This window comes from Paenibacillus sp. RC21 (assembly GCF_044907935.1).
Lineage (GTDB): Bacteria > Bacillota > Bacilli > Paenibacillales > Paenibacillaceae > Paenibacillus > Paenibacillus terrae_A.
The window spans coordinates 1-19,291 of sequence record NZ_JBIYCS010000008.1; the positions used below are offsets into that span (position 1 = coordinate 1).

Here is a 19,291-nt window from a genome sequence, read left to right on the forward strand (position 1 = left end):
CTTGAAGACGACGAGGTAGATAGGTTGGGGGTGGAAGTGCAGTAATGCATGGAGCTGACCAATACTAATCGGTCGAGGGCTTATCCTAAAGTATAAAACGCAATGGAGTTTCGGATCCAGTTTTCAGGGTGTAACCTTGAAATTACGCTTGGTATTCTAATTCACTATGGTGATATATAGAATAACGCACGGAATTTTTGCTAAGTGAGTCCATTTACATGGAGAGATACCCAAGTGGCTATAAGGGGACCCTCTGCTAAGGGGTTAGACTGCGAAAGTGGTGCGAGGGTTCGAATCCCTCTCTCTCCGCCATTTAGGACAAGCTAGCAAAATATTATGTTATGGCGGTGTAGCTCAGCTGGCTAGAGCGTACGGTTCATACCCGTGAGGTCGGGGGTTCGATCCCCTCCGCCGCTACCATACATACCCAGGAGGCTTAGCTCAGCTGGGAGAGCATCTGCCTTACAAGCAGAGGGTCGGGGGTTCGATCCCCTCAGCCTCCACCATTGTGCCGGTGTAGCTCAACTGGTAGAGCAACTGACTTGTAATCAGTAGGTTGGGGGTTCAAGTCCTCTCGCCGGCACCATTTTTGAAAAATCCAGGGAACTGTGGTGTAGAGGCCTAACATGCCTGCCTGTCACGCAGGAGATCGCGGGTTCGAATCCCGTCAGTTCCGCCATTTTTCAATATGATAGTTTTACGTACTAAAGTGGGAAGGGGGATCCCTCCACACTTTATTTTTTTGTTAATGGATATGGCTCGGTAGCTCAGTCGGTAGAGCAGAGGACTGAAAATCCTCGTGTCGGCGGTTCGATTCCGTCCCGAGCCACCTTTATATGGAGGATTAGCGAAGTGGCCAAACGCATCAGACTGTAAATCTGCTCCCTTACGGGTTCGGTGGTTCGAATCCATCATCCTCCACCAGTTTTATGAGCCATTAGCTCAGTTGGTAGAGCACCTGACTTTTAATCAGGGTGTCGAAGGTTCGAGTCCTTCATGGCTCATCGAAAGTCATCAACTTATAGTTGATGACTTTTTTTGTATGCATTTTTGCATGGATTTAGGTTATGTTTCTTACTAACTTTTTTATTTTAAGGTATCGACAGGTTATAATAGGTTCATTATGTTCGCTTAGAGGTTATTCTAAAAAAAGTGAAGTGGTGATCGCGTGGCTTTGGATACGGAATGGATACAGCAACAGCTTCAGAATATTATTCAAGCACCTTTTACTATACTGCCTTGGTGTCCGGAAATGATTGCAGAAGGTCAGTCAGCAGAATCGGCTGTACCGGATAAGTCATTTGTACGTGATAGCATAATATATTTTCCGTTTCGTGCGGTAGCAGGAGAATTGGCTGCCTTTGCGGTAGAGGCAAAGCATTTGACGGATCGGGAACGGAAGCTGATTGAGGCGTTACTCTGGAACATGGAGCAATTCAGGCAGGATGAGACGGGGACGCAACAGCCCGATAATCCGGTTTATGCTGAGGAAGAGCGAATGAAGCGTTTTGGACAATGGCTCATACAGCAGGCTGGCAACCTACAGAATGAAGAAGAGCTTCCTGATGAGTTGGGGCTTCGTGATTCGTTGTTGTCTTTTATGGTTCCCATTGTACTGACTGGTGAAGGAACACAGGAGGGCGCTATTGCTTACACTCAGCTATATAGATTGTTAGCCAGTTATTTTGGAGGGAATGTGCTGCTTACTCCACTGAATGAACAGTCTTGGCTGATTATGGCTAAAAAGGAACTACTGTTGGGAACGGAAGACGACCGGGATAAAGATGTCGAAACCAGGGATGCGGATTTTACGGAATCGCTGGAGGAGGTTCTTACGGCTTTCAGCCTGGGTTTATACGAGCTCATTGCAAATGAGTGGGTAGGTGTATTTCATTTGGCGGTATCCAAGCCGTCTATACTATTGCAAAGTCTTCCCAAAGAGCTGAATTTGTTATGGGAGACGATCCATCTTGGCAAAATTTTTCATGTAACAGAGCATATCCACTTTTCATGGGAGTTGCATTTGGAGAGGTTATTAAACCGTATTTCGAAGGAGCAACGCGAGCAATTTTTGGAGCAGGTTGTGCGGTCGTCCGTCATATTAGAGGATGCTGAAACGATGGCTACATTGGATATCTTTTTTCAACTGGATTGTAATGTGAGTGAGACGGCTAAGCGCCTTTATGTACACCGGAATACGTTAATTTATCGTTTGGACAAGATTAAACAGGAGACGGGACTGGACGTGCGGACGTTTAATGATGCGGTTTTGGTCAAGCTTTTTCTACTATTGTACAAAGTGACAAAAAGGAAATAGCATTTTTGTGCAGTTTGCGAATAGCCACGAAGTGGGTACTAGGGTAAGATACAAGTAAGAAATGTATTCGATTTCAAAACTTGATCTTGGGGAGGCAAAAGCTATGGCTGGTGTACGCTTAGAGCATATTTTCAAGCAATATCCGGGTGCAGATAAAGCTACGGTTGTTGATGTCAATTTGGACATTCGAGATAAAGAATTCCTCGTATTGGTTGGTCCCTCCGGTTGTGGGAAGTCTACTACACTTCGTATGATTGCTGGTCTGGAGGAAATTTCAGATGGTAAATTGTACATTGGGGATCGCGTTGTGAATGACGTGGCTCCAAAAGACCGCGATATCGCGATGGTATTCCAATCCTACGCCCTGTATCCGCACATGAGCGTGTACCAGAACATGGCGTTCGGTCTGAAACTGCGCAAAGTGAAGAAAGAAGAAATCGACAAAAAAGTACGCGAAGCTGCCAAAATCCTCGATATCGAGCACTTGCTGGAACGTAAACCTAAGGCGCTGTCCGGTGGTCAACGCCAACGTGTCGCTCTGGGCCGTGCGATCGTCCGCGATCCTCAAGTCTTCCTGATGGATGAGCCGCTCTCCAACTTGGATGCTAAACTTCGTGGTCAAATGCGTGCTGAAATCACTAAACTGGTTAAACGCCTTGAAACCACTTGTATCTATGTAACACATGACCAGATTGAAGCCATGACGATGGGTGATCGGATTGTCGTTATGAAGGATGGTATCATTCAACAAGCTGCATCCCCGGATGAACTGTACAACCGTCCAGTGAATCTGTTCGTAGCTGGTTTTATCGGTTCTCCTACGATGAACTTTATCACAGGTAAGCTGGCTGAGAAGGACGGCGCGCTGTATTTCACTGCACCGGGTCTGGATCTGTTCGTTCCTGAAGGTAAGGGACAGATTTTGAAAGCCAAGGGTTATATCGGCAAAGAAGTGATCCTGGGTATCCGTCCTGAGGATATTCATGAAGAGCCTGTATTCCTGGAGGCTTCTCCGAATACAATCTTTACATCCACTGTGGATGTAACGGAAAATCTCGGTCATGAAATGCTGTTGTACCTGAGTGGCGCCGGAAATGAAACGATTATTGCCCGTGTAGACGGACGTTCCAATACTCGTGATGGTGTTAAAGCGAAGTTGGCTGTTGATATGAACAAGGTTCATATTTTTGATAAGGAATCGGAATTGAGCATTCTGGTTGGCGAATAAGATCAACCGATGAAAGAGAGTCGCAGTTTCCCAGCCGGGGAAAGGCGGCTCTTTTTGTATATCCCATACAGCTTCCAGCTTCGGCATTGCATTCATTGGAAAATTCCGATACGATGGGTACATTGGTATGGGTCTAGGTTCAGCATGAACACAGGTAGCCCGAAATCATGTTGAAAAGGTGAGCTTGGGCTGGCACAGGATGGGCTGGCAGTGAGCTATATGGTTGATAGGGTGACGCTACATAAATAAGATTACGTATAGAATCCGGTCATGCAGGATGAAGGGGAGAATACGATGGCTAAAAAGGTAAAGGTATCTGAGCTTGTACAGCAATTTCAAATGGAGGTTATTTCTGGCGAGAAAGGTCTGCGCAGGCTGATCACGGTGGATGAATTGAATCGTCCGGGGTTGGAGATGGCTGGGTATTTTGAATACCACACACAGGAGCGGGTGCAGCTTTTGGGAAGGTCTGAGCTGGCTTTTCTCGGTATGCTTCCTCCTGAGGAAAGAAAGGATCGGATGCAGCGTCTATGTACGGAGCTGACTCCGTGTATTATCATCACACGCGGTCTGGAAGTACCGGCAGAACTGGTGGAGGCAAGCGCTGAGCGGGATGTCCCAGTATTGCGAACTAATATGGCCACGACGATTTTATCAAGCCGCATTACGGGTTTTCTTGAAAGAAAGCTGGCTCCTACGGCCACCATCCATGGTGTATTGTGTGATGTGTACGGTGTAGGTATGCTCATTACGGGCAGTAGCGGCATTGGTAAAAGTGAAACAGCACTGGAACTGGTTAAACGCGGTCATCGTCTGGTAGCAGATGATGCAGTGGAAATTCGGCAAACGTCCGATTTTCAGTTGCATGGTACGGCGCCGGAACTGATTCGTCACCTGCTGGAAATTCGCGGCGTGGGCATCATTAATGTGATGACGCTGTTTGGTGCAGGTGCAGTTCGTAACAACAAGCGGATTACGCTGGTCGTCCGTCTGGAGGCATGGCAGCAGGACAAGCAGTATGACCGTCTTGGTTTGGATGAAGAAACGACACGTATTATTGACACGGATGTTCCGCTCGTTACGATTCCAGTTCGTCCGGGCCGAAATTTGGCCGTTATTATTGAAGTGGCAGCAATGAACTATCGTTTGAAGCAAATGGGCGTGAACGCAGCTCTGCAATTTACGAATAAGCTGACTGCTACAATTTCTGAAGATATGGAAGATATGGATTAAGGTTCAGTCGTTTGGAAGGAAGAACAAGGAGTGAGAGAAACATATGTCAACGGCAACATTACTGCTGAATCCGATTGCTTTTTCAATCGGGGCAATTAAGGTCCATTGGTACGGGCTTATTTTGGGGCTGGCGGCGCTTGTGGGTTTATATCTCGCCATTCGTGAAGGCAAAAGATTTGGCATTCCGCAGGAATTTTTTATGGATATGCTGCTGCTGGGTGTTCCTTCGGCTATTATTGGAGCGCGTATTTACTATGTAGCCTTCAAATGGGAAGACTATCGAGATAATCTATGGGATGTTTTTAAAATCTGGAATGGTGGTATTGCGATATACGGCGCATTGATCGGTGCGATTATATGCGCAGTCATCTATTTCCGCTATAAGGGTTATAATTTCTGGCGGATTGCCGATATTTGTGCGCCAGGTCTGCTGATTGGTCAAGCGATTGGCCGCTGGGGTAACTTTGTCAATCAGGAAGCCTACGGTGGACCGACGGAAGTAAGCTTTTTGCGGAATCAACTGCATCTGCCGGATTTCATTGTAAATCAAATGAACGTTAACGGAGTGTTTCACCATCCTACATTTCTGTATGAATCCCTGTGGAGTATTGTAGGTGTGATTCTGCTGCTCGTTATTCGACGTATGAAATTTGTACGTGCAGGCGAAATGTTTGCGTTTTACTTCATTTGGTACTCGATTGGCCGTTTTTTCATCGAGCGTGTACGGACGGATAGTTTGGCTTTTCAGGGACCAGACTGGCTGGCTTCCTTTGTGAATGCTTTGTGGTCTCCTATGGTATGGCTGGGGTTTGAACCAGGGCATCTGGACCCGAGTTACGGTAATGTACGGATCTCGCAACTGCTCCCTATTTTCATTGTTGTAGCCGCTGTAATTTTCATCGTGGTTCGTCGTCGTAAGGGGGCATCTGTTCCGAAATATAGCGATCCGATTGTCTCCAGCAAGGTAGGAGTTGATCAGGTACCTGACGTGACGCCGGAACAGGCTTTCCGCCCGGGTCAAGATACGATTCCTCCGACAACGGCTGCGCCGGATAAGCTACACAAGGAAGACACGGACGAGGACAAGAAGGAGCATCTATGATAAATACGATTTTATTCGACTTGGACGGAACGATTATGGATACGAATGAGCTGATTATCAGCACATTTCTGCACATTTTGAATCACCCGGACGCTGACCCGCTGACGCGGGAGCATATTATCCCTCATATGGGCGGAACGCTGGATGACCAGCTTCGTACCTTTTCGGGATTAAAGGATGTGTCTGAGCTGGTTAAAGGCTATCGTGCTTATAACTTGCTCCATCACGACCAAATGGTGAAGCCTTTTCCGTATGTCATCGAGGTTATTCAGGAGTTGCGTGCGCGAGGAATTAAGCTGGGGGTTGTGACGACTAAAATACGATCCTCTACGATTCGTGTGCTTGATCTGTTCGATCTGACCTCCTCTATGGACTATATTGTGACGGTAGACGACGTAGAGCATCCGAAACCACACGCAGAACCTGTGCTTAAGGCGCTGGCTGGGTTGAACGCCAAAGCAGAGCATACGTTGATGGTTGGAGACAGTTCCTTTGATATTCTATCAGCTCAAGCCGCAGGCGTGAAATCGGCGGGTGTAGCCTGGTCGCTCAAGGGTGAGGGAACTCTACGGGGCTATGGACCGGATTACATTTTGCATGATATGCGGGATTTACTGAAGCTGGAGTTTCAAGGTGTCGATGTGTCGTGAGGAAGGTTGACCGCCATCCCGTGGAAGGTCCCAATGCGCTGTGGCAGATTTACCGGACGGTAAGCCGCTGGAAAGGGATTAAAAACTTTGTTTTTATACAGATCGCCCGGTATTGTCCCGTGCTATCCTGGAAAAATGTCATTTACCGCAGAGTGCTTGGGATGAAGGTAGGGCAGCATGCGGCCTTCGGCCTGATGGTAATGGTGGATGTTTTTTTTCCGGAGCATATTACGATAGGGGACAATTCGGTGATTGGATATAACACAACCATTCTGGCGCATGAATATCTCATACAGGAGTATCGTATTGGTAAAGTAATGATCGGAAATAATGTGTTAATCGGCGCCAATACGACCATTCTGCCCGGTGTTACTATAGGTGATGGAGCTATAGTAGCCGCCGGGGCCGTTGTGCATAAAGACGTGCCGGCCGGAGCATTCGTGGGCGGTAATCCGTTGCGTGAGTTAAGACGGTCGGGTGCGGATGTATAGTAAATAGCATAACAATAAGGTTCCCTTAAGGATTAGGGGGCTTTTTTGTGTTGTTTTTTGTATAAATTATAAATGTGTCTGTTGGCTGAGAGGCTGGCAGTCTTTTTTTAGATTATAGAATTTATAAATTTTCAGCGAAACTGAACAAATCTATAATCGCAAGAAAAACTTTCGCTAAGCGCGGTCTTGCTTCCGTGAAAGTACATCGTTAGATGTTTTTCTTATAGGGTTCATGAATTCTGCAATGGATAAAATAAAGAGAGGGAGACAGTTCTGCAACGTTGCTCTAAAAATGGGCTGCTCCATTCGGTTGACGTTCGCAGTCAGAGCATGATAATATATCGAATATACTTTAGTTTATTAGCACTTTACCATGATAAAGATATTGCGAAATCATGAGGTGATAGAGATGACCAAGCCAAAAGGATTTGAAATCCCCGTAGGGGTTCGGGATTACCTTCCGCGTGCGGTGTCGAAGCTGCGGGCGATTGAATTGAATGTACTCGAATGTATGGAACGTTGGGGCTACCGTCAGATTATGACGCCTACGATGGAATACTACGATACGGTGGGTGTGGCTAGTTCTACTTCGGATCGGAAGTTGTTCAAGCTGCTCAATAACCGGGGAACTACGCTGGTGCTGCGATCTGATATGACCGCGCCGATTGCGCGTGTGGTATCGTCGCTGTTGAAGGAAGAGGAAGTACCACTCCGGCTTTCCTATCACGCAAATGTATTTCGGGCGATTGAGGAAGAGGCGGGAAGAGAAGCGGAGTTTTTCCAGACGGGCGTGGAGCTGGTGGGCGATGACTCGCCCGAGGCTGATGCGGAGGTCGTGGCACTGGCGATTGCATCGCTGCAGGCGGCAGGGGTGTCCTCTTTTAAAATTGCTATGGGGCATGTGGGATTCCTGAACGGTCTGTTCGAGGAAATCATTCCGGGTCGCCAGGTTGAACAGCAAGCGTTAAAGGAGCTGTTATTGAACCGTGATGTGGTGGGCTACCGGACAGCGATTGAGGCTTTGGGTTTGCCTACCGAACATCGGGATAAGCTGGAGGCTATTCTCCGGCTTCGCGGGGGCAAAGAAATTTGTGAGCAGGCTACCCGTCTTAGCGTCGAGCAGCAGACGATTCAATCCATTGCGCATCTGTGCGAGGTTTGGGAAGTGCTGGAGAGTTACGGCGTGTCTGAGCATGTGCTAATTGACCTTACTATGATCGGAGACTTTTCATATTATACAGGAATGACTTTTGAGGGGTATGCGGCGGAAATCGGATTCCCCGTATGTAATGGAGGGCGCTATGACAATCTGCTACAGCAGTTTGGTCGTTCCGTTCCTGCCACAGGATTCGCGTTGAAGACGAACCGAATCGTTGATGGTGTGGACGGTATCCAGATCGAGGCGAAACACCCGGTGCTCATTCGTTATGACGAGCAGGGACGCAGAGAGGCATTATCCGCTGCGGCACAGCTTCGAGGAGCAGGACGGACAGTGGTGACAGGGCTGAGTGGTGGGCCTGAGGATCGCCGCCGCGAGCAACAGGACTTGTACGCAGAGGTTTACAGCTACACAGTCGAAGAAAGACAACCGGTACAAGGGAGGGAATTACCATGACGGAGACGTTGAAGGTAGCCATGCCGAAGGGACGGATTTATAAGCAGGCTTCTGAGCTGTTTCGTCGAGCAGGGGTTCCTATTCCTGTGGATGTGGATGAAACGCGCAAGCTGGTCATTCCGCTACCTGAACTGGGAATGGAGTTTATTATGGCGAAGCCGGTCGACGTTCCCACGTATGTGGAGTACGGAGCTGCGGATATCGGCATTGTAGGCAAGGATGTTTTGCTGGAAGAGAACAAGGATGTGTATGAGCTGCTTGATCTGGGGATTGCCCGTTGCCGAATGTCGGTCATTGCTTTGCCGGATTGGCAGCCGGGTATTCGTCAGCGGGTGGCTACGAAGTATCCGAATGTGGCTTCCCAGTATTTTCGGGAGCAAGGCCAGCAGGTGGAGGTTATCAAGCTGAACGGTTCTATCGAGCTGGCACCGTTAATCGGCTTGGCAGACCGGATTGTCGATATGGTGGAAACAGGGCAGACCTTGAGAGAGAACGGTCTGGTCGAGCAGATCAGTATTTTGGATATTACGAGTCGGCTGATTGCCAACCGGGTCAGCTATCGGATGAAAAACGGCCCGATTCAGGCGTTGTGTGACCGATTGCATCAGGTGATTCCAGCTGCGGTGGCACCGCGGGACTGAGGAGTAGGCTAGGGTTAGGAGAAATATTCTGCAAGCTGCAAGTAAGGGGGAATGGACAAATGAAGATCGTTTTAGCCCGTGATTTCAATCTCCAGCGCGAGGTCGATTACGGCACACCTGAGCAAAATGAAGCCGTTCGTGCGATTATCCGTTCGGTACGGCAGGAGGGAGATGCTGCTGTCCTGCGGTATACGGAATCGTTCGACGGTGTATCGCTGACGGCGGAGCAGCTCCGTGTGACGGAGGAAGAATTGAAGGCGGCATATGACAAGGTGGAGCCTTCTTTTTTGCAGGCGATTCGGGAGGCGGCGGACAATATCCGTGCTTTTCATACGAAGCAAAAACGTAATTCGTGGATGGATTGGCAGCCGGACGGCAGCCTGCTTGGCCAGATCATCCGACCGTTGAAGCGTGTAGGCGTGTATGTTCCGGGTGGTAAAGCAGCTTATCCGTCCTCGGTACTGATGAATGTGATCCCGGCTCAGGTGGCTGGTGTACCGGAGATCGTCATGGTGACACCCCCGGCAACAGGCGGCAAGGCGGGAATTGATCCATATACACTGGTTGCTGCGGCAGAGGCGGGTGTGACAGAAATGTACCGAGTTGGCGGAGCGCAGGCGATTGCGTCTCTCGCTTACGGGACTCATAGCATCGAACCCGTCGATAAAATTTGCGGCCCAGGCAACATTTATGTAGCGCTGGCGAAGCGCGAGGTATACGGGGCGGTGGATATCGACAGTATTGCAGGACCGAGTGAAATTGTCGTGCTGGCTGACGATACGGCGAATGCCTCTTATGTAGCCGCTGACCTGCTCTCGCAGGCAGAGCATGACGAAATGGCCTCGGCCATTCTGGTTACGCCCTCGCAGCGCTTGGCAGAAGAAGTATCAGCCGAGGTACAGCGCCAATTGGCAGAGCTGCCGCGCAGAGATATTGCTGCTGCATCCGTTGATGCCTATGGAGCGATTATTGTCGTTGATACGTTGCATGAGGGGATCCAGATTGTGAACAAACTTGCCCCGGAGCATTTGGAAATCATGACAGAGAATCCGATGGAGCATGTGGGTCTGATCGAAAATGCGGGAGCGATTTTTCTGGGAGCGTACAGCTCGGAGCCGGTAGGCGATTATTTTGCCGGGCCTAACCATATTATTCCGACTAATGGAACCGCGCGGTTCTCTTCTCCGGTCGATATTGATGATTTTATCAAGAAGTCGAGTATGATCTATTACAGCAAGGAAGCGCTGCTGCGCAATGGAGAGACGATTATGCAGCTTGCCCGGCATGAAGGGCTGGAAGGTCACGCAAGGGCGATACAGGTTCGATTGGACAATGAGAAAAAGGCGGTGGATGGCGATGGGGAATGAAAATAACGGAGCAGGACGTACAGGCAGCGTCAGCCGGAAGACGAACGAGACGGATATTCAGCTATCTTTTGCAGTAGATGGCACAGGGCAGGCCGAAATCGAGACAGATGTCCCCTTTCTGAATCATATGCTGGATTTGTTCACCAAGCATGGACAATTTGACCTGAACGTACAGGCCAGAGGGGATGTTGACATCGACGATCACCATACCGTGGAGGACATTGGTATCTGTCTGGGGCAAACCTTACTAGAATCGTTAGGTGATAAAAAGGGAATCAAGCGCTATGCCAGCGTCTTTGTACCGATGGATGAGGCGCTCGCGCAGGTCGTCATTGATCTTAGTAACCGACCGCATTTTGAGTATCGTGCGGAGTATCCGTCACAGCAGGTAGGGAGCTTTTCGACGGAGCTGGTGCATGAATTTCTGTGGAAATTCGCGCTGGAGGCTCGTATGACGCTGCACGTCATTGTTCACTACGGGCAAAATACCCACCATATGATCGAGGCGGTGTTCAAGGCACTGGGACGTGCACTGGATGAAGCGACATCCATTGACCCGCGGGTGACGGGAGTGCCTTCGACGAAGGGAGTGCTGTAGTCCATGTCCATTGCTATTGTGGATTACGGCAGAGGCAATCTGCATAGTGTGAGCAAGGCGGTTGAGCGTCTTGGCTATGAGGCTGTAGTGACAGGAGATGCGAAAGTGATACGTTCCGCCAGCGGTGTGATTTTGCCGGGTGTAGGGGCGTTCGGAGACGCTATGGAGCATTTGCGTTCCAGTGGCCTGGATCGGGTCATTCAGGAGGTCGCGAGCGCTGGACAGCCGCTGCTCGGCGTTTGCCTGGGGATGCAGCTGTTGTTCACTCGTGGCGAAGAATATGGCAGCCATGAGGGGCTGAATATTTTGCCGGGAGAGGTCGTGCGCTTTGCTCCTGATCTGGGTGTGAAGGTGCCGCATATGGGCTGGAACCGTCTGCGCATGACGCAGCCGGAGCATCCATTGTTGCAAGGCTTGGAGGAAGGGCATGTGTATTTTGTGCATTCTTATCATGCCAAGCCGGAGGTAGAAAGCGATTTGTTGGCGGTGACCGATTACGGTGGGCCGGTAACAGCTATCGTAGGCAGAGGCCATGTATACGGTATGCAGTTCCATCCAGAGAAGAGTGGGGAAATGGGTATGCGACTGCTTCGTCAGTTTTTGGAACTGGCGGAGGCGGAGAAGCGAGCGTAATTACACATAGGTATTTTTGAATAGCTCACAAGGGGGTCATACTTTGTTCACGATATATCCGGCGATTGATATTCGCGATGGCAAATGTGTACGGCTGGTGCAGGGTGATTATAACCAGGAGACGATATACAATGAAAATCCGGTGGAGGTGGCCCGGGAATGGGAGCGCTTGGGCGGTTCCTACATTCATCTGGTCGATCTGGACGGTGCTAAAGCGGGTCAACCTGTGAACGATGAGCTGATCGGACGCATCGCGTCTGCGGTGCAGGTACCTGTACAGGTGGGTGGTGGCTTGCGTACGCGCGAGCATGTGGAGCGGCTATTGTCACTGGGCGTGAGCCGCGTGATTTTGGGCACGGCGGCGATTGAGGACCGTGCTTTTACGGAAGCGGTGTTGGGTACCTATGGTGACCGGATCGCGATTGGTCTGGATGCGCGAAATGGCTATGTAGCGACACGAGGGTGGCTCGAAACCTCGGAGGTGCGAGCGGATGAACTGGCGGCTGAGCTGGCCTCCAAGGGTGCAGAAACGTTCATTTTTACGGACATTTCCCGCGATGGAATGATGCAGGGTCCGAATGTAGAGGCGATCGTGGCGCTTGCGAAAAGCAGTGGACGCACCGTGATTGCTTCTGGCGGTGTCAGCAAGATGGACGATCTGATTACGCTAAGTGCTTATGCGCAAAAAGGTGTAGGCGGCGCTATTGTGGGTAAGGCATTGTATACAGGCAGCATTAATTTACAGGTCGCCGTACAAGCTGTAGCAAAGGCATAGGGGGAGTAGGCATGCTGGCTAAACGGATTATTCCCTGCTTGGACGTAAAGGATGGCAGGGTGGTTAAGGGCGTCAATTTTGTGAACTTACGCGATGCAGGCGATCCGGTAGAGCTGGCGGCGCTTTATGACCGGGAAGGCGCAGACGAAATCGTATTTCTGGATATTTCCGCTTCGGTTGAAGGTCGCGCCACTATGGAAGAGGTGGTTCGTCAGACAGCGGGGGAAATTGCCATTCCCTTCACCGTGGGCGGCGGGATATCGCATGTCGATGATATGAAGCGCATCCTGCGTGCAGGGGCCGATAAAATCGGCATTAATACGGCGGCTGTTCGCAACCCTCAGCTGATTGCGGAGGGTGCGCGCAGCTTTGGCTCACAATGCATCGTAGTCGCGATTGATGCCAAGTACAATGAGGCTTGGGGCGAATGGGAAGTGTATACACACGGAGGCCGCACGCCATCCGGCATTCGGGCCTTGGCTTGGGCCAAGGAGGCTGAACGGCTGGGGGCAGGCGAAATTCTGTTGACCAGCATGAATGCGGACGGAACCAAGGATGGTTTTGATCTGCCGCTGACCTCTGCGGTGTCGGATACCGTGGGTATTCCGGTCATTGCTTCCGGTGGAGCGGGCAAGCAGGAGCATTTTTATGACGTGTTTACGGCGGGTAAAGCGGACGCTGGCTTAGCGGCAACCATTTTTCACTATAAAGAAATAGGAATTCCCGAGCTAAAACGGGATTTGAAGCGCAGAGGAGTGGAGATACGATGAGCAACGAATTGAACCAGCAGCTATCTCTGGAACAGGTATTGGATAATATCCGCTGGAATGAAGCGGGACTTGTCTCGGCGATTGTGCAGGATGATGCCACGCTTCAAGTATTGACGCTGGCCTATATGAATCGAGAATCGCTGAAGCTTTCTCTGGAATCGGGAGAGACGTGGTTTTGGTCCCGTTCCAGACAGGAACTGTGGCACAAGGGGGCAACCTCGGGGAATACGCAAAAAATCACCTCCATTCAGCTGGATTGTGACGGTGACGCTCTGCTTGTTCGTGTAATTCCCAATGGCCCTGCCTGCCATACCGGAGCGACGAGTTGCTTTTTCCGTGATATTTCTGCGTCAGGAACGGCTGTAGCTCCTGCTTCGGAAAATGCCGGGGGCCAAGCGTCGGTGGCGACTCAAACGGGCACGACTCATGCTGCAACAGACCGCTTTGAGGTGCTTGCCCAGCTGGAAGCAATCATTAAGGAGCGGGAAGTGACACGTCCTGAAGGGGCCTATACGACCTACCTTTTTGACAAAGGCGTGGATAAGATTCTGAAAAAGGTTGGCGAAGAAGCATCCGAGACGATCATTGCCGCCAAGAATAAGGATAATGAGGAGCTTCGTCTGGAGGTCAGCGATCTGATTTATCACTTGCTGGTACTGTTACAGGAGCGCAAACTACCGCTGGATGATGTGCTGACTGAGCTGAACCGCCGTCATGAGCGTCCCCGTCGTGATTAAAATGGGTGATGTAGCGCTGAAAGAGGGGAGAGCCGCATGAAAATTGACTATCATACGCATCATGCCCGCTGTGGTCATGCGATAGGAAATCTGGAAGAGTATGTGCAGCAGGGTATTCGGTTGGGGCTGGATCAGCTCGGCTTGTCCGATCACATGCCGCTATTGCATGTTAACCCGGCCGACTATTATCCGGAGATGGCGATGCCTATGGAAGAGCTGCCACGTTATGTGGAAGAATGTCTGGAATTAAAACAACGCTATAAGGGACAGATTGACATTCGTGTCGGCTTGGAAGGCGACTACATCGAGGGCTGGGAACAGGAAATCGAAGACATCATCACCGCATATCCGTGGGATTATGTGATTGGCTCCGTACATTTTCTCGGGGAGTGGGATGTAACAGATTTCCGTCAGGTGCACCATTGGGAAGGCAAAAATGTGCTGGAGGTGTACCGGACTTATTACGATGCGGTTTCCAAAGCGGCAGCGACCGGGTTGTATGACATCATGGGTCATCTGGATGTCATTAAGCGTTTCGGCCACTATCCGAAGTCGGAGGAAGCGGAGGAGCTGCGTGAGCTGGAGCGCTCTACACTCTCGGCCGTTGCCCGCAGCGGGCGGGCGATGGAGCTGAATGCATCGGGGCTATCCAAGCCCTGTGCAGAGATGTTCCCGAGCCGCCGCATGCTGGAGGAGGCATTGGCGCTAGGCATCCCGCTGACGGTAGGGTCAGATGCTCATGATCCGGCGAAGCTGTCCGAGCATTTGGAGAAGGCGCGCGCGCTTCTGCATGAGGTCGGATATCGGGAGCTTGCCGTATTCCGGCAGCGTGAGCGCTCGTCCGTGCCGTTGACGCTTTGAGGTCTATGTTCTGCCTAATATATAGCCCGATAATCAGCCGAACGTTGCCTTTTTACACATGAAGGCGCGTGCGGCTATTTGGCTTATTCACTCATTTTCCAGCGGATGGGTCAGGACAGGGTTCCGTTTTTTGGGATGAGGTATACCCTACTGTCAAGTCGTTTTAAAGTTGTGGTATACTGAAGGGTATGAACATGCCAGTTACAGTTAAAGGAGGTGCCTTTGTTATTTATGAAAGGGAAACATCTGCGAGCTTCGGGACCTAGCCCTAAGATTATTGTTTTGCGTTTCGACGCATCTTTCTTTTTTGAGAAAGCTGTGCGCTCGCTTGATCGCAATCATTATGACAAGGCATTGAAATATTTTCGCAAAGCCGTTGAATATGAACCGGATAATCCGGTGAATCATTGCAATATGGCGGGTATATTATCAGAGATGGGGGATTATGCAGGTTCGAATGAGATCCTGTCCTCTGTTCTGAGCGACGTAGACCCGTCGATGACAGAGTGTTACTTCTATATGGCGAATAATTACGCCAATATGGAGCAGTTTGAAGAAGCGGAGAAAGCCTTGGTCACGTATTTGGAGGAGGACGAGGAAGGACAGTTTCTCGATGAAGCCGAGGAAATGATGGAGCTGCTCTATTATGAGCTGGACCGTCCAACCAAGCTGAACCGCATTAAGGCCCGGCAGGGAGTGGTCGAGCATGATCAGGCCCGTGTCCTGCTGGAGGAAGGGAAGTTTGCTCAGGCGGCCCAATTGCTTAAGCAAATTTCAGAGGAACAGCCGGACATGTTCGCTGCGCGGAACAATCTGGCGCTGGCGTATTACTACATGGGACTGTTTCAAAATGCGAAGACAACCATTCTTCGGGTACTGGAGGATGAACCAGGTAATTTGCATGCGCTGTGCAACTTGGCGATCTTTTATCAGCATGAGGGCGGCGGCCCGGAATTGGATCGTCTGATTCAAACGTTGACGGTCACCATACCATTTCAAGAGGAGCAGGTATTCAAGCTGGCTACTACGATGGGGATTCTCGGACGTCATGAGGAGGCCTACAGACATTTTCGCAGGTTGCTCCAAGGTGACGGAGAGAATAATGATGACGCCTCCCTGTACCATTATACGGCGGTGGCTGCCAGCAATACGGGAAGATATGCGGAAGCCCGGCGGTTGTGGGGTCATTTGCAAAAGCAGGATGCTTCCTCGGAAGTTCCACGGTTTTTCCTGTCCCGGCTGGAGGAGCTCCAGCAGGAGGGCACACCGCTGCAAGTACTCAGCTACCATTACCATCTCCCCTTTGAGGAGCAATTCCGCATGTGGGAGAAGTTCGGAGCTGACCAGGTGCCTGACAGTATGAAGCGAGATCCGCTAATTCGGTCTTCCTTCTTCTGGGCGTTGCGCCACGGCGATCGAGCGACCCAGCTTCAAGTCATTCAGGCGCTAAGCCTGATCGGTGACGATGAGGTGCGACAGGCATTGGAGTCCTTCGTAGAAGACCCGGATCAGGAAGGCGAGTTGAAACGGCGCGCCTTGCAAGTACTGCAAGAGCTGACGGAGCCGTCAGTTAAGGACATACAGGAGACAAATCAGGAAACGGAGCGACTTCTGCGACCAGAGTCAGAGAAGGTTCACCACGTATCCGAAGATGAGGTGTCTGCCCATTCAACTGTCCATCCGGAATGGCAGGCAGTGTTGGATAAGGTACTTGCCGTTATGAGCAAGTCTGATCCGGTCATGCAGCGCGATTTGAGGTCACTTTGGCTAGAATATCTGGATCGGCTTGCCCCGGAAGTCCCGATTGTTCAGCATACTGAGGGATGGGCAGCGGCGCTGGAATACTTGACAGCCAAAATGAATCATCATTCGGTGACCTATCAGGAAGTAGCTGACCGTTATGGTATTTCCGTATCGACCGTAAGCCGCTATGCACGCCAGATTGACAGCGTGTGCGGTATCAAGCAGAAGATGAAACAGCCGCTCTCCACGTTTAAAAAGCAGGTCTGAGATCTGATACAAACACCACTTAGAAGGAGGCAACAAACGTATGTATAAATCCATAATTATTGGTACAGGTCCTGCAGGCTATACAGCAGCTATTTATTTGGCGCGCGCAAACATGAATCCACTGATCATTGAGGGAATGCAGCCCGGCGGGCAGCTTACCACAACGACTGAAATTGAAAATTTTCCGGGTTTTGAGCAAGGTATCCTTGGACCTGAGTTGATGGATAACATGCGCAAGCAAGCCGAACGCTTTGGCGCTGAATTTACTTCTGGCTGGGTAGAGGAAGTGGATTTCAGCAAGCGCCCTTTTAAAGTGAAGGTAGAGGGAAGAGGCATCATTGAGGCGGAGTCGGTGATTATTGCTACAGGAGCGTCCGCCAGATATCTTGGTATTCCGGGTGAGCAGGACAACGTGGGACGCGGAGTCAGCACTTGTGCGACCTGCGACGGCTTCTTTTTCCGTGGGAAAAAAATCATCGTAGTGGGTGGCGGAGATTCAGCCATGGAGGAAGCGAGCTTCCTGACCCGGTTTGCTTCCAGCGTAACCTTGGTTCACCGTCGCGATGAGCTGCGGGCGTCTAAAATTATGCAGGATCGCGCACGGGAAAATGAAAAAGTACATTGGGCGTTAAACCGGACTCCTGTGGAGGTCGTAACGGGAGAGACGGGATTAAAGGGCTTGAAGGTACACAATAATGAGACGAATCAGGATGAGCTGCTTGAGGCAGATGGTGTGTTCGTGGCCATCGGACATACGCCTAATACAGGCTTCCTGAACGGCCAAATCAGTACAGACGATCATGGTTATATTCAAGTGAAGCCAGGAACGACAGAAACGAACATTCCCGGGGTATTTGCCTGCGGGGATGTGCAGGATAACCGTTACCGTCAAGCCATTACGGCTGCGGGAACGGGCTGTATGGCGGCTATGGACTGCGAGAAATATCTCGAAGGTAGCGCTGTTCATGACTGGAGCGAAACACTGGATCAATAAAGAAAGCTACAGAATACAATATGGCTAAGGTGAGGGCGATGGATAGGCCCTGTTAAGACGTGCCTTGGATTCAGGAAGAGAAAGCCTGCTGCATCTGCACAGGCTTTCTCCTTTTTATGGATGACGAGACCTGAAGTTCCGCTAATCCTGCGCTTTCCAACAGGGAAGTGTCCTTGACCGTAACGGGGGCTTCAATTATAGTTGGAACGTAGGTAACTATTATAAGTCAAGATTTTAATCATATATTTCATACACAGTTTTTAAGTAAACATAAAGGTGGCTTGGAACATGTCTGAAAGTATCTATGTGGGTGTCGATTTGGGCGGTACAGCAATCAAGGTAGGCATTTGTAATGAAGACGGACAGCTTTTGCACACATACGAAGGACCAACGGAAACAGCTAAGGGCGTAGACGTTGTGATCAGCAATATCGAAAAATATGTGCGGCACATTGTTGAGCAATCTCCCTATGAATGGGATCAACTGAAGGGTGTCGGAGCGGGCGTTGCCGGTTTTACGAATGTTCGCGAAGGCATTATAGTCCTCGCTCCCAATATTGGCTTTCGTGACGTACCGATTCGTGCGCTGTTGGAGGAACGGATCGGCAAGCCTGTAAAAATAGACAACGATGCTAACGTCGCTGCACTTGGCGAAGCTTGGGCCGGGGCGGGCAAAGGTATAGAAAACTGCGTATGCTATACCCTGGGTACGGGTGTTGGTGGTGGTATTATTATTAATGGTAAAATATATCAAGGTTTTTCAGGCATGGCTGGAGAAATTGGTCATATGAGCGTTGTACCGGATCTGGAGGCCATTCAGTGTGGATGCGGCAAAATGGGTTGCCTGGAAACCGTATCTTCCGCAACGGGCATTATCCGTATGGCAAATGACGCTGTGGAACGTGGAGATCGGACTTCTCTGGCGCTGGAAGATCAAATCGCCGCCAAGGAAGTATTTGATGCAGCCAAGGCCGGGGATGAGGTCGCACTCCGTATCGTGAAGCGAGCTGCCTTTTATTTGGGGAAATCTATGGCAGCGGTTGCCACCGTGCTAAACCCGGAGCTGTTTATTGTAGGCGGGGGTGTTTCCAAAGCGGGTGATTTCTTGTTCGAAGAGATGCGTCTGGTATTTGCCAAACTGGCACCTGAGCCGCTCCAGCAAGGGGTATCTATTGTTCCGGCATCGCTTGGCAATGACGCAGGTATTGTAGGAGCAGCCGGTTTGCTGCTGCGCTCCTGATCCATAGGTTACTGACATAGAGCGAAGAAG

Annotated in this window: 18 protein-coding genes, 8 tRNA genes and 1 rRNA gene; all 27 read left to right on the forward strand. The window is 50.3% G+C overall.

The features are described from left to right. Positions 1-88, forward strand: a 23S ribosomal RNA gene (locus ABIA61_RS21335); the annotation flags it as partial. Between the two features lie 132 nt (positions 89-220). After that, positions 221-312: transfer RNA gene (locus tag ABIA61_RS21340), tRNA-Ser, on the forward strand. 31 nt (positions 313-343) lie between these two features. Next, positions 344-420 (forward strand) — tRNA-Met (locus ABIA61_RS21345). 10 nt (positions 421-430) lie between these two features. Further along, positions 431-506 (forward strand) — tRNA-Val (locus ABIA61_RS21350). Between the two features lie 4 nt (positions 507-510). Continuing rightward, a tRNA-Thr gene (locus tag ABIA61_RS21355) sits at positions 511-586 on the forward strand. A 16-nt stretch (positions 587-602) separates the two neighbouring features. Next, positions 603-679, forward strand: a tRNA-Asp gene (locus tag ABIA61_RS21360). A 77-nt stretch (positions 680-756) separates the two neighbouring features. Further along, positions 757-829, forward strand: a tRNA-Phe gene (locus ABIA61_RS21365). A gap of 9 nt (positions 830-838) precedes the next feature. Then, a tRNA-Tyr gene (locus ABIA61_RS21370) sits at positions 839-924 on the forward strand. Positions 925-931: 7 nt separating this feature from the next. Further along, positions 932-1,004: transfer RNA gene (locus tag ABIA61_RS21375), tRNA-Lys, on the forward strand. 164 nt (positions 1,005-1,168) lie between these two features. Further along, entirely contained in the window at positions 1,169-2,317 is a 1,149-nt protein-coding gene (locus ABIA61_RS21380; RefSeq protein WP_404520812.1) for a PucR family transcriptional regulator, read from the forward strand. Positions 2,318-2,420: 103 nt separating this feature from the next. After that, positions 2,421-3,545 carry an ABC transporter ATP-binding protein gene (locus ABIA61_RS21385; RefSeq protein ID WP_283654128.1) on the forward strand — a complete coding sequence of 375 codons (1,125 nt, stop codon included), beginning with the start codon at positions 2,421-2,423 and terminating at the stop codon, positions 3,543-3,545. A 294-nt stretch (positions 3,546-3,839) separates the two neighbouring features. Then, positions 3,840-4,778, forward strand: a complete 939-nt coding sequence (gene hprK / locus ABIA61_RS21390) for an HPr(Ser) kinase/phosphatase (RefSeq protein WP_044645057.1) — start codon at positions 3,840-3,842, stop codon at positions 4,776-4,778. Positions 4,779-4,821: 43 nt separating this feature from the next. Next, complete coding sequence (lgt, locus tag ABIA61_RS21395) at positions 4,822-5,880, forward strand: prolipoprotein diacylglyceryl transferase (RefSeq protein WP_283654129.1); 1,059 nt, start codon at positions 4,822-4,824, stop codon at positions 5,878-5,880. After that, positions 5,877-6,530 carry a pyrophosphatase PpaX gene (gene ppaX / locus ABIA61_RS21400; RefSeq protein ID WP_283654130.1) on the forward strand — a complete coding sequence of 218 codons (654 nt, stop codon included), beginning with the start codon at positions 5,877-5,879 and terminating at the stop codon, positions 6,528-6,530. Before lgt ends, ppaX begins: the two co-directional genes overlap by 4 nt. Continuing rightward, positions 6,527-7,021 (forward strand): acyltransferase, encoded by a 495-nt coding sequence (locus ABIA61_RS21405; protein ID WP_283654131.1) that lies wholly within the window; start codon positions 6,527-6,529, stop codon positions 7,019-7,021. Before ppaX ends, ABIA61_RS21405 begins: the two co-directional genes overlap by 4 nt. A gap of 409 nt (positions 7,022-7,430) precedes the next feature. Beyond that, on the forward strand, positions 7,431-8,636 hold the full coding sequence (locus ABIA61_RS21410; RefSeq protein WP_283654132.1) for an ATP phosphoribosyltransferase regulatory subunit: 1,206 nt from the start codon (positions 7,431-7,433) through the stop codon (positions 8,634-8,636). Then, a complete protein-coding gene (hisG, locus tag ABIA61_RS21415; protein WP_283654133.1) occupies positions 8,633-9,277 on the forward strand; it encodes an ATP phosphoribosyltransferase in 645 nt (214 codons plus the stop codon). The genes ABIA61_RS21410 and hisG overlap by 4 nt, the downstream gene beginning before the upstream one ends. 59 nt (positions 9,278-9,336) lie before the next feature. After that, positions 9,337-10,644, forward strand: a complete 1,308-nt coding sequence (gene hisD, locus ABIA61_RS21420) for a histidinol dehydrogenase (RefSeq protein ID WP_404581234.1) — start codon at positions 9,337-9,339, stop codon at positions 10,642-10,644. Continuing rightward, on the forward strand, positions 10,634-11,242 hold the full coding sequence (gene hisB, locus ABIA61_RS21425; RefSeq protein WP_283654135.1) for an imidazoleglycerol-phosphate dehydratase HisB: 609 nt from the start codon (positions 10,634-10,636) through the stop codon (positions 11,240-11,242). The genes hisD and hisB overlap by 11 nt, the downstream gene beginning before the upstream one ends. 3 nt (positions 11,243-11,245) lie before the next feature. Beyond that, on the forward strand, positions 11,246-11,875 hold the full coding sequence (gene hisH / locus ABIA61_RS21430) for an imidazole glycerol phosphate synthase subunit HisH (protein ID WP_283654136.1): 630 nt from the start codon (positions 11,246-11,248) through the stop codon (positions 11,873-11,875). A 43-nt stretch (positions 11,876-11,918) separates the two neighbouring features. Further along, positions 11,919-12,650 carry a 1-(5-phosphoribosyl)-5-[(5-phosphoribosylamino)methylideneamino]imidazole-4-carboxamide isomerase gene (gene hisA, locus ABIA61_RS21435; protein WP_283654137.1) on the forward strand — a complete coding sequence of 244 codons (732 nt, stop codon included), beginning with the start codon at positions 11,919-11,921 and terminating at the stop codon, positions 12,648-12,650. An 11-nt stretch (positions 12,651-12,661) separates the two neighbouring features. Next, positions 12,662-13,420, forward strand: a complete 759-nt coding sequence (hisF, locus tag ABIA61_RS21440; RefSeq protein ID WP_025684761.1) for an imidazole glycerol phosphate synthase subunit HisF — start codon at positions 12,662-12,664, stop codon at positions 13,418-13,420. Further along, positions 13,417-14,157 carry a bifunctional phosphoribosyl-AMP cyclohydrolase/phosphoribosyl-ATP diphosphatase HisIE gene (gene hisIE / locus ABIA61_RS21445; protein ID WP_283654138.1) on the forward strand — a complete coding sequence of 247 codons (741 nt, stop codon included), beginning with the start codon at positions 13,417-13,419 and terminating at the stop codon, positions 14,155-14,157. Before hisF ends, hisIE begins: the two co-directional genes overlap by 4 nt. A gap of 36 nt (positions 14,158-14,193) precedes the next feature. Beyond that, the gene (gene hisJ, locus ABIA61_RS21450; protein ID WP_283654139.1) at positions 14,194-15,018 is read left to right on the forward strand and encodes a histidinol-phosphatase HisJ; all 825 of its coding nucleotides are present in this window, start codon (positions 14,194-14,196) and stop codon (positions 15,016-15,018) included. 231 nt (positions 15,019-15,249) lie between these two features. Then, on the forward strand, positions 15,250-17,028 hold the full coding sequence (locus ABIA61_RS21455) for a tetratricopeptide repeat protein (RefSeq protein WP_283654140.1): 1,779 nt from the start codon (positions 15,250-15,252) through the stop codon (positions 17,026-17,028). 40 nt (positions 17,029-17,068) lie between these two features. Then, positions 17,069-18,022: a thioredoxin-disulfide reductase gene (gene trxB, locus ABIA61_RS21460; protein ID WP_044645043.1), complete on the forward strand. Its 954-nt coding sequence runs from the start codon at positions 17,069-17,071 to the stop codon at positions 18,020-18,022. 288 nt (positions 18,023-18,310) lie between these two features. Next, positions 18,311-19,261 carry an ROK family glucokinase gene (locus ABIA61_RS21465; protein ID WP_283654141.1) on the forward strand — a complete coding sequence of 317 codons (951 nt, stop codon included), beginning with the start codon at positions 18,311-18,313 and terminating at the stop codon, positions 19,259-19,261. Positions 19,262-19,291: the final 30 nt, after the last annotated feature.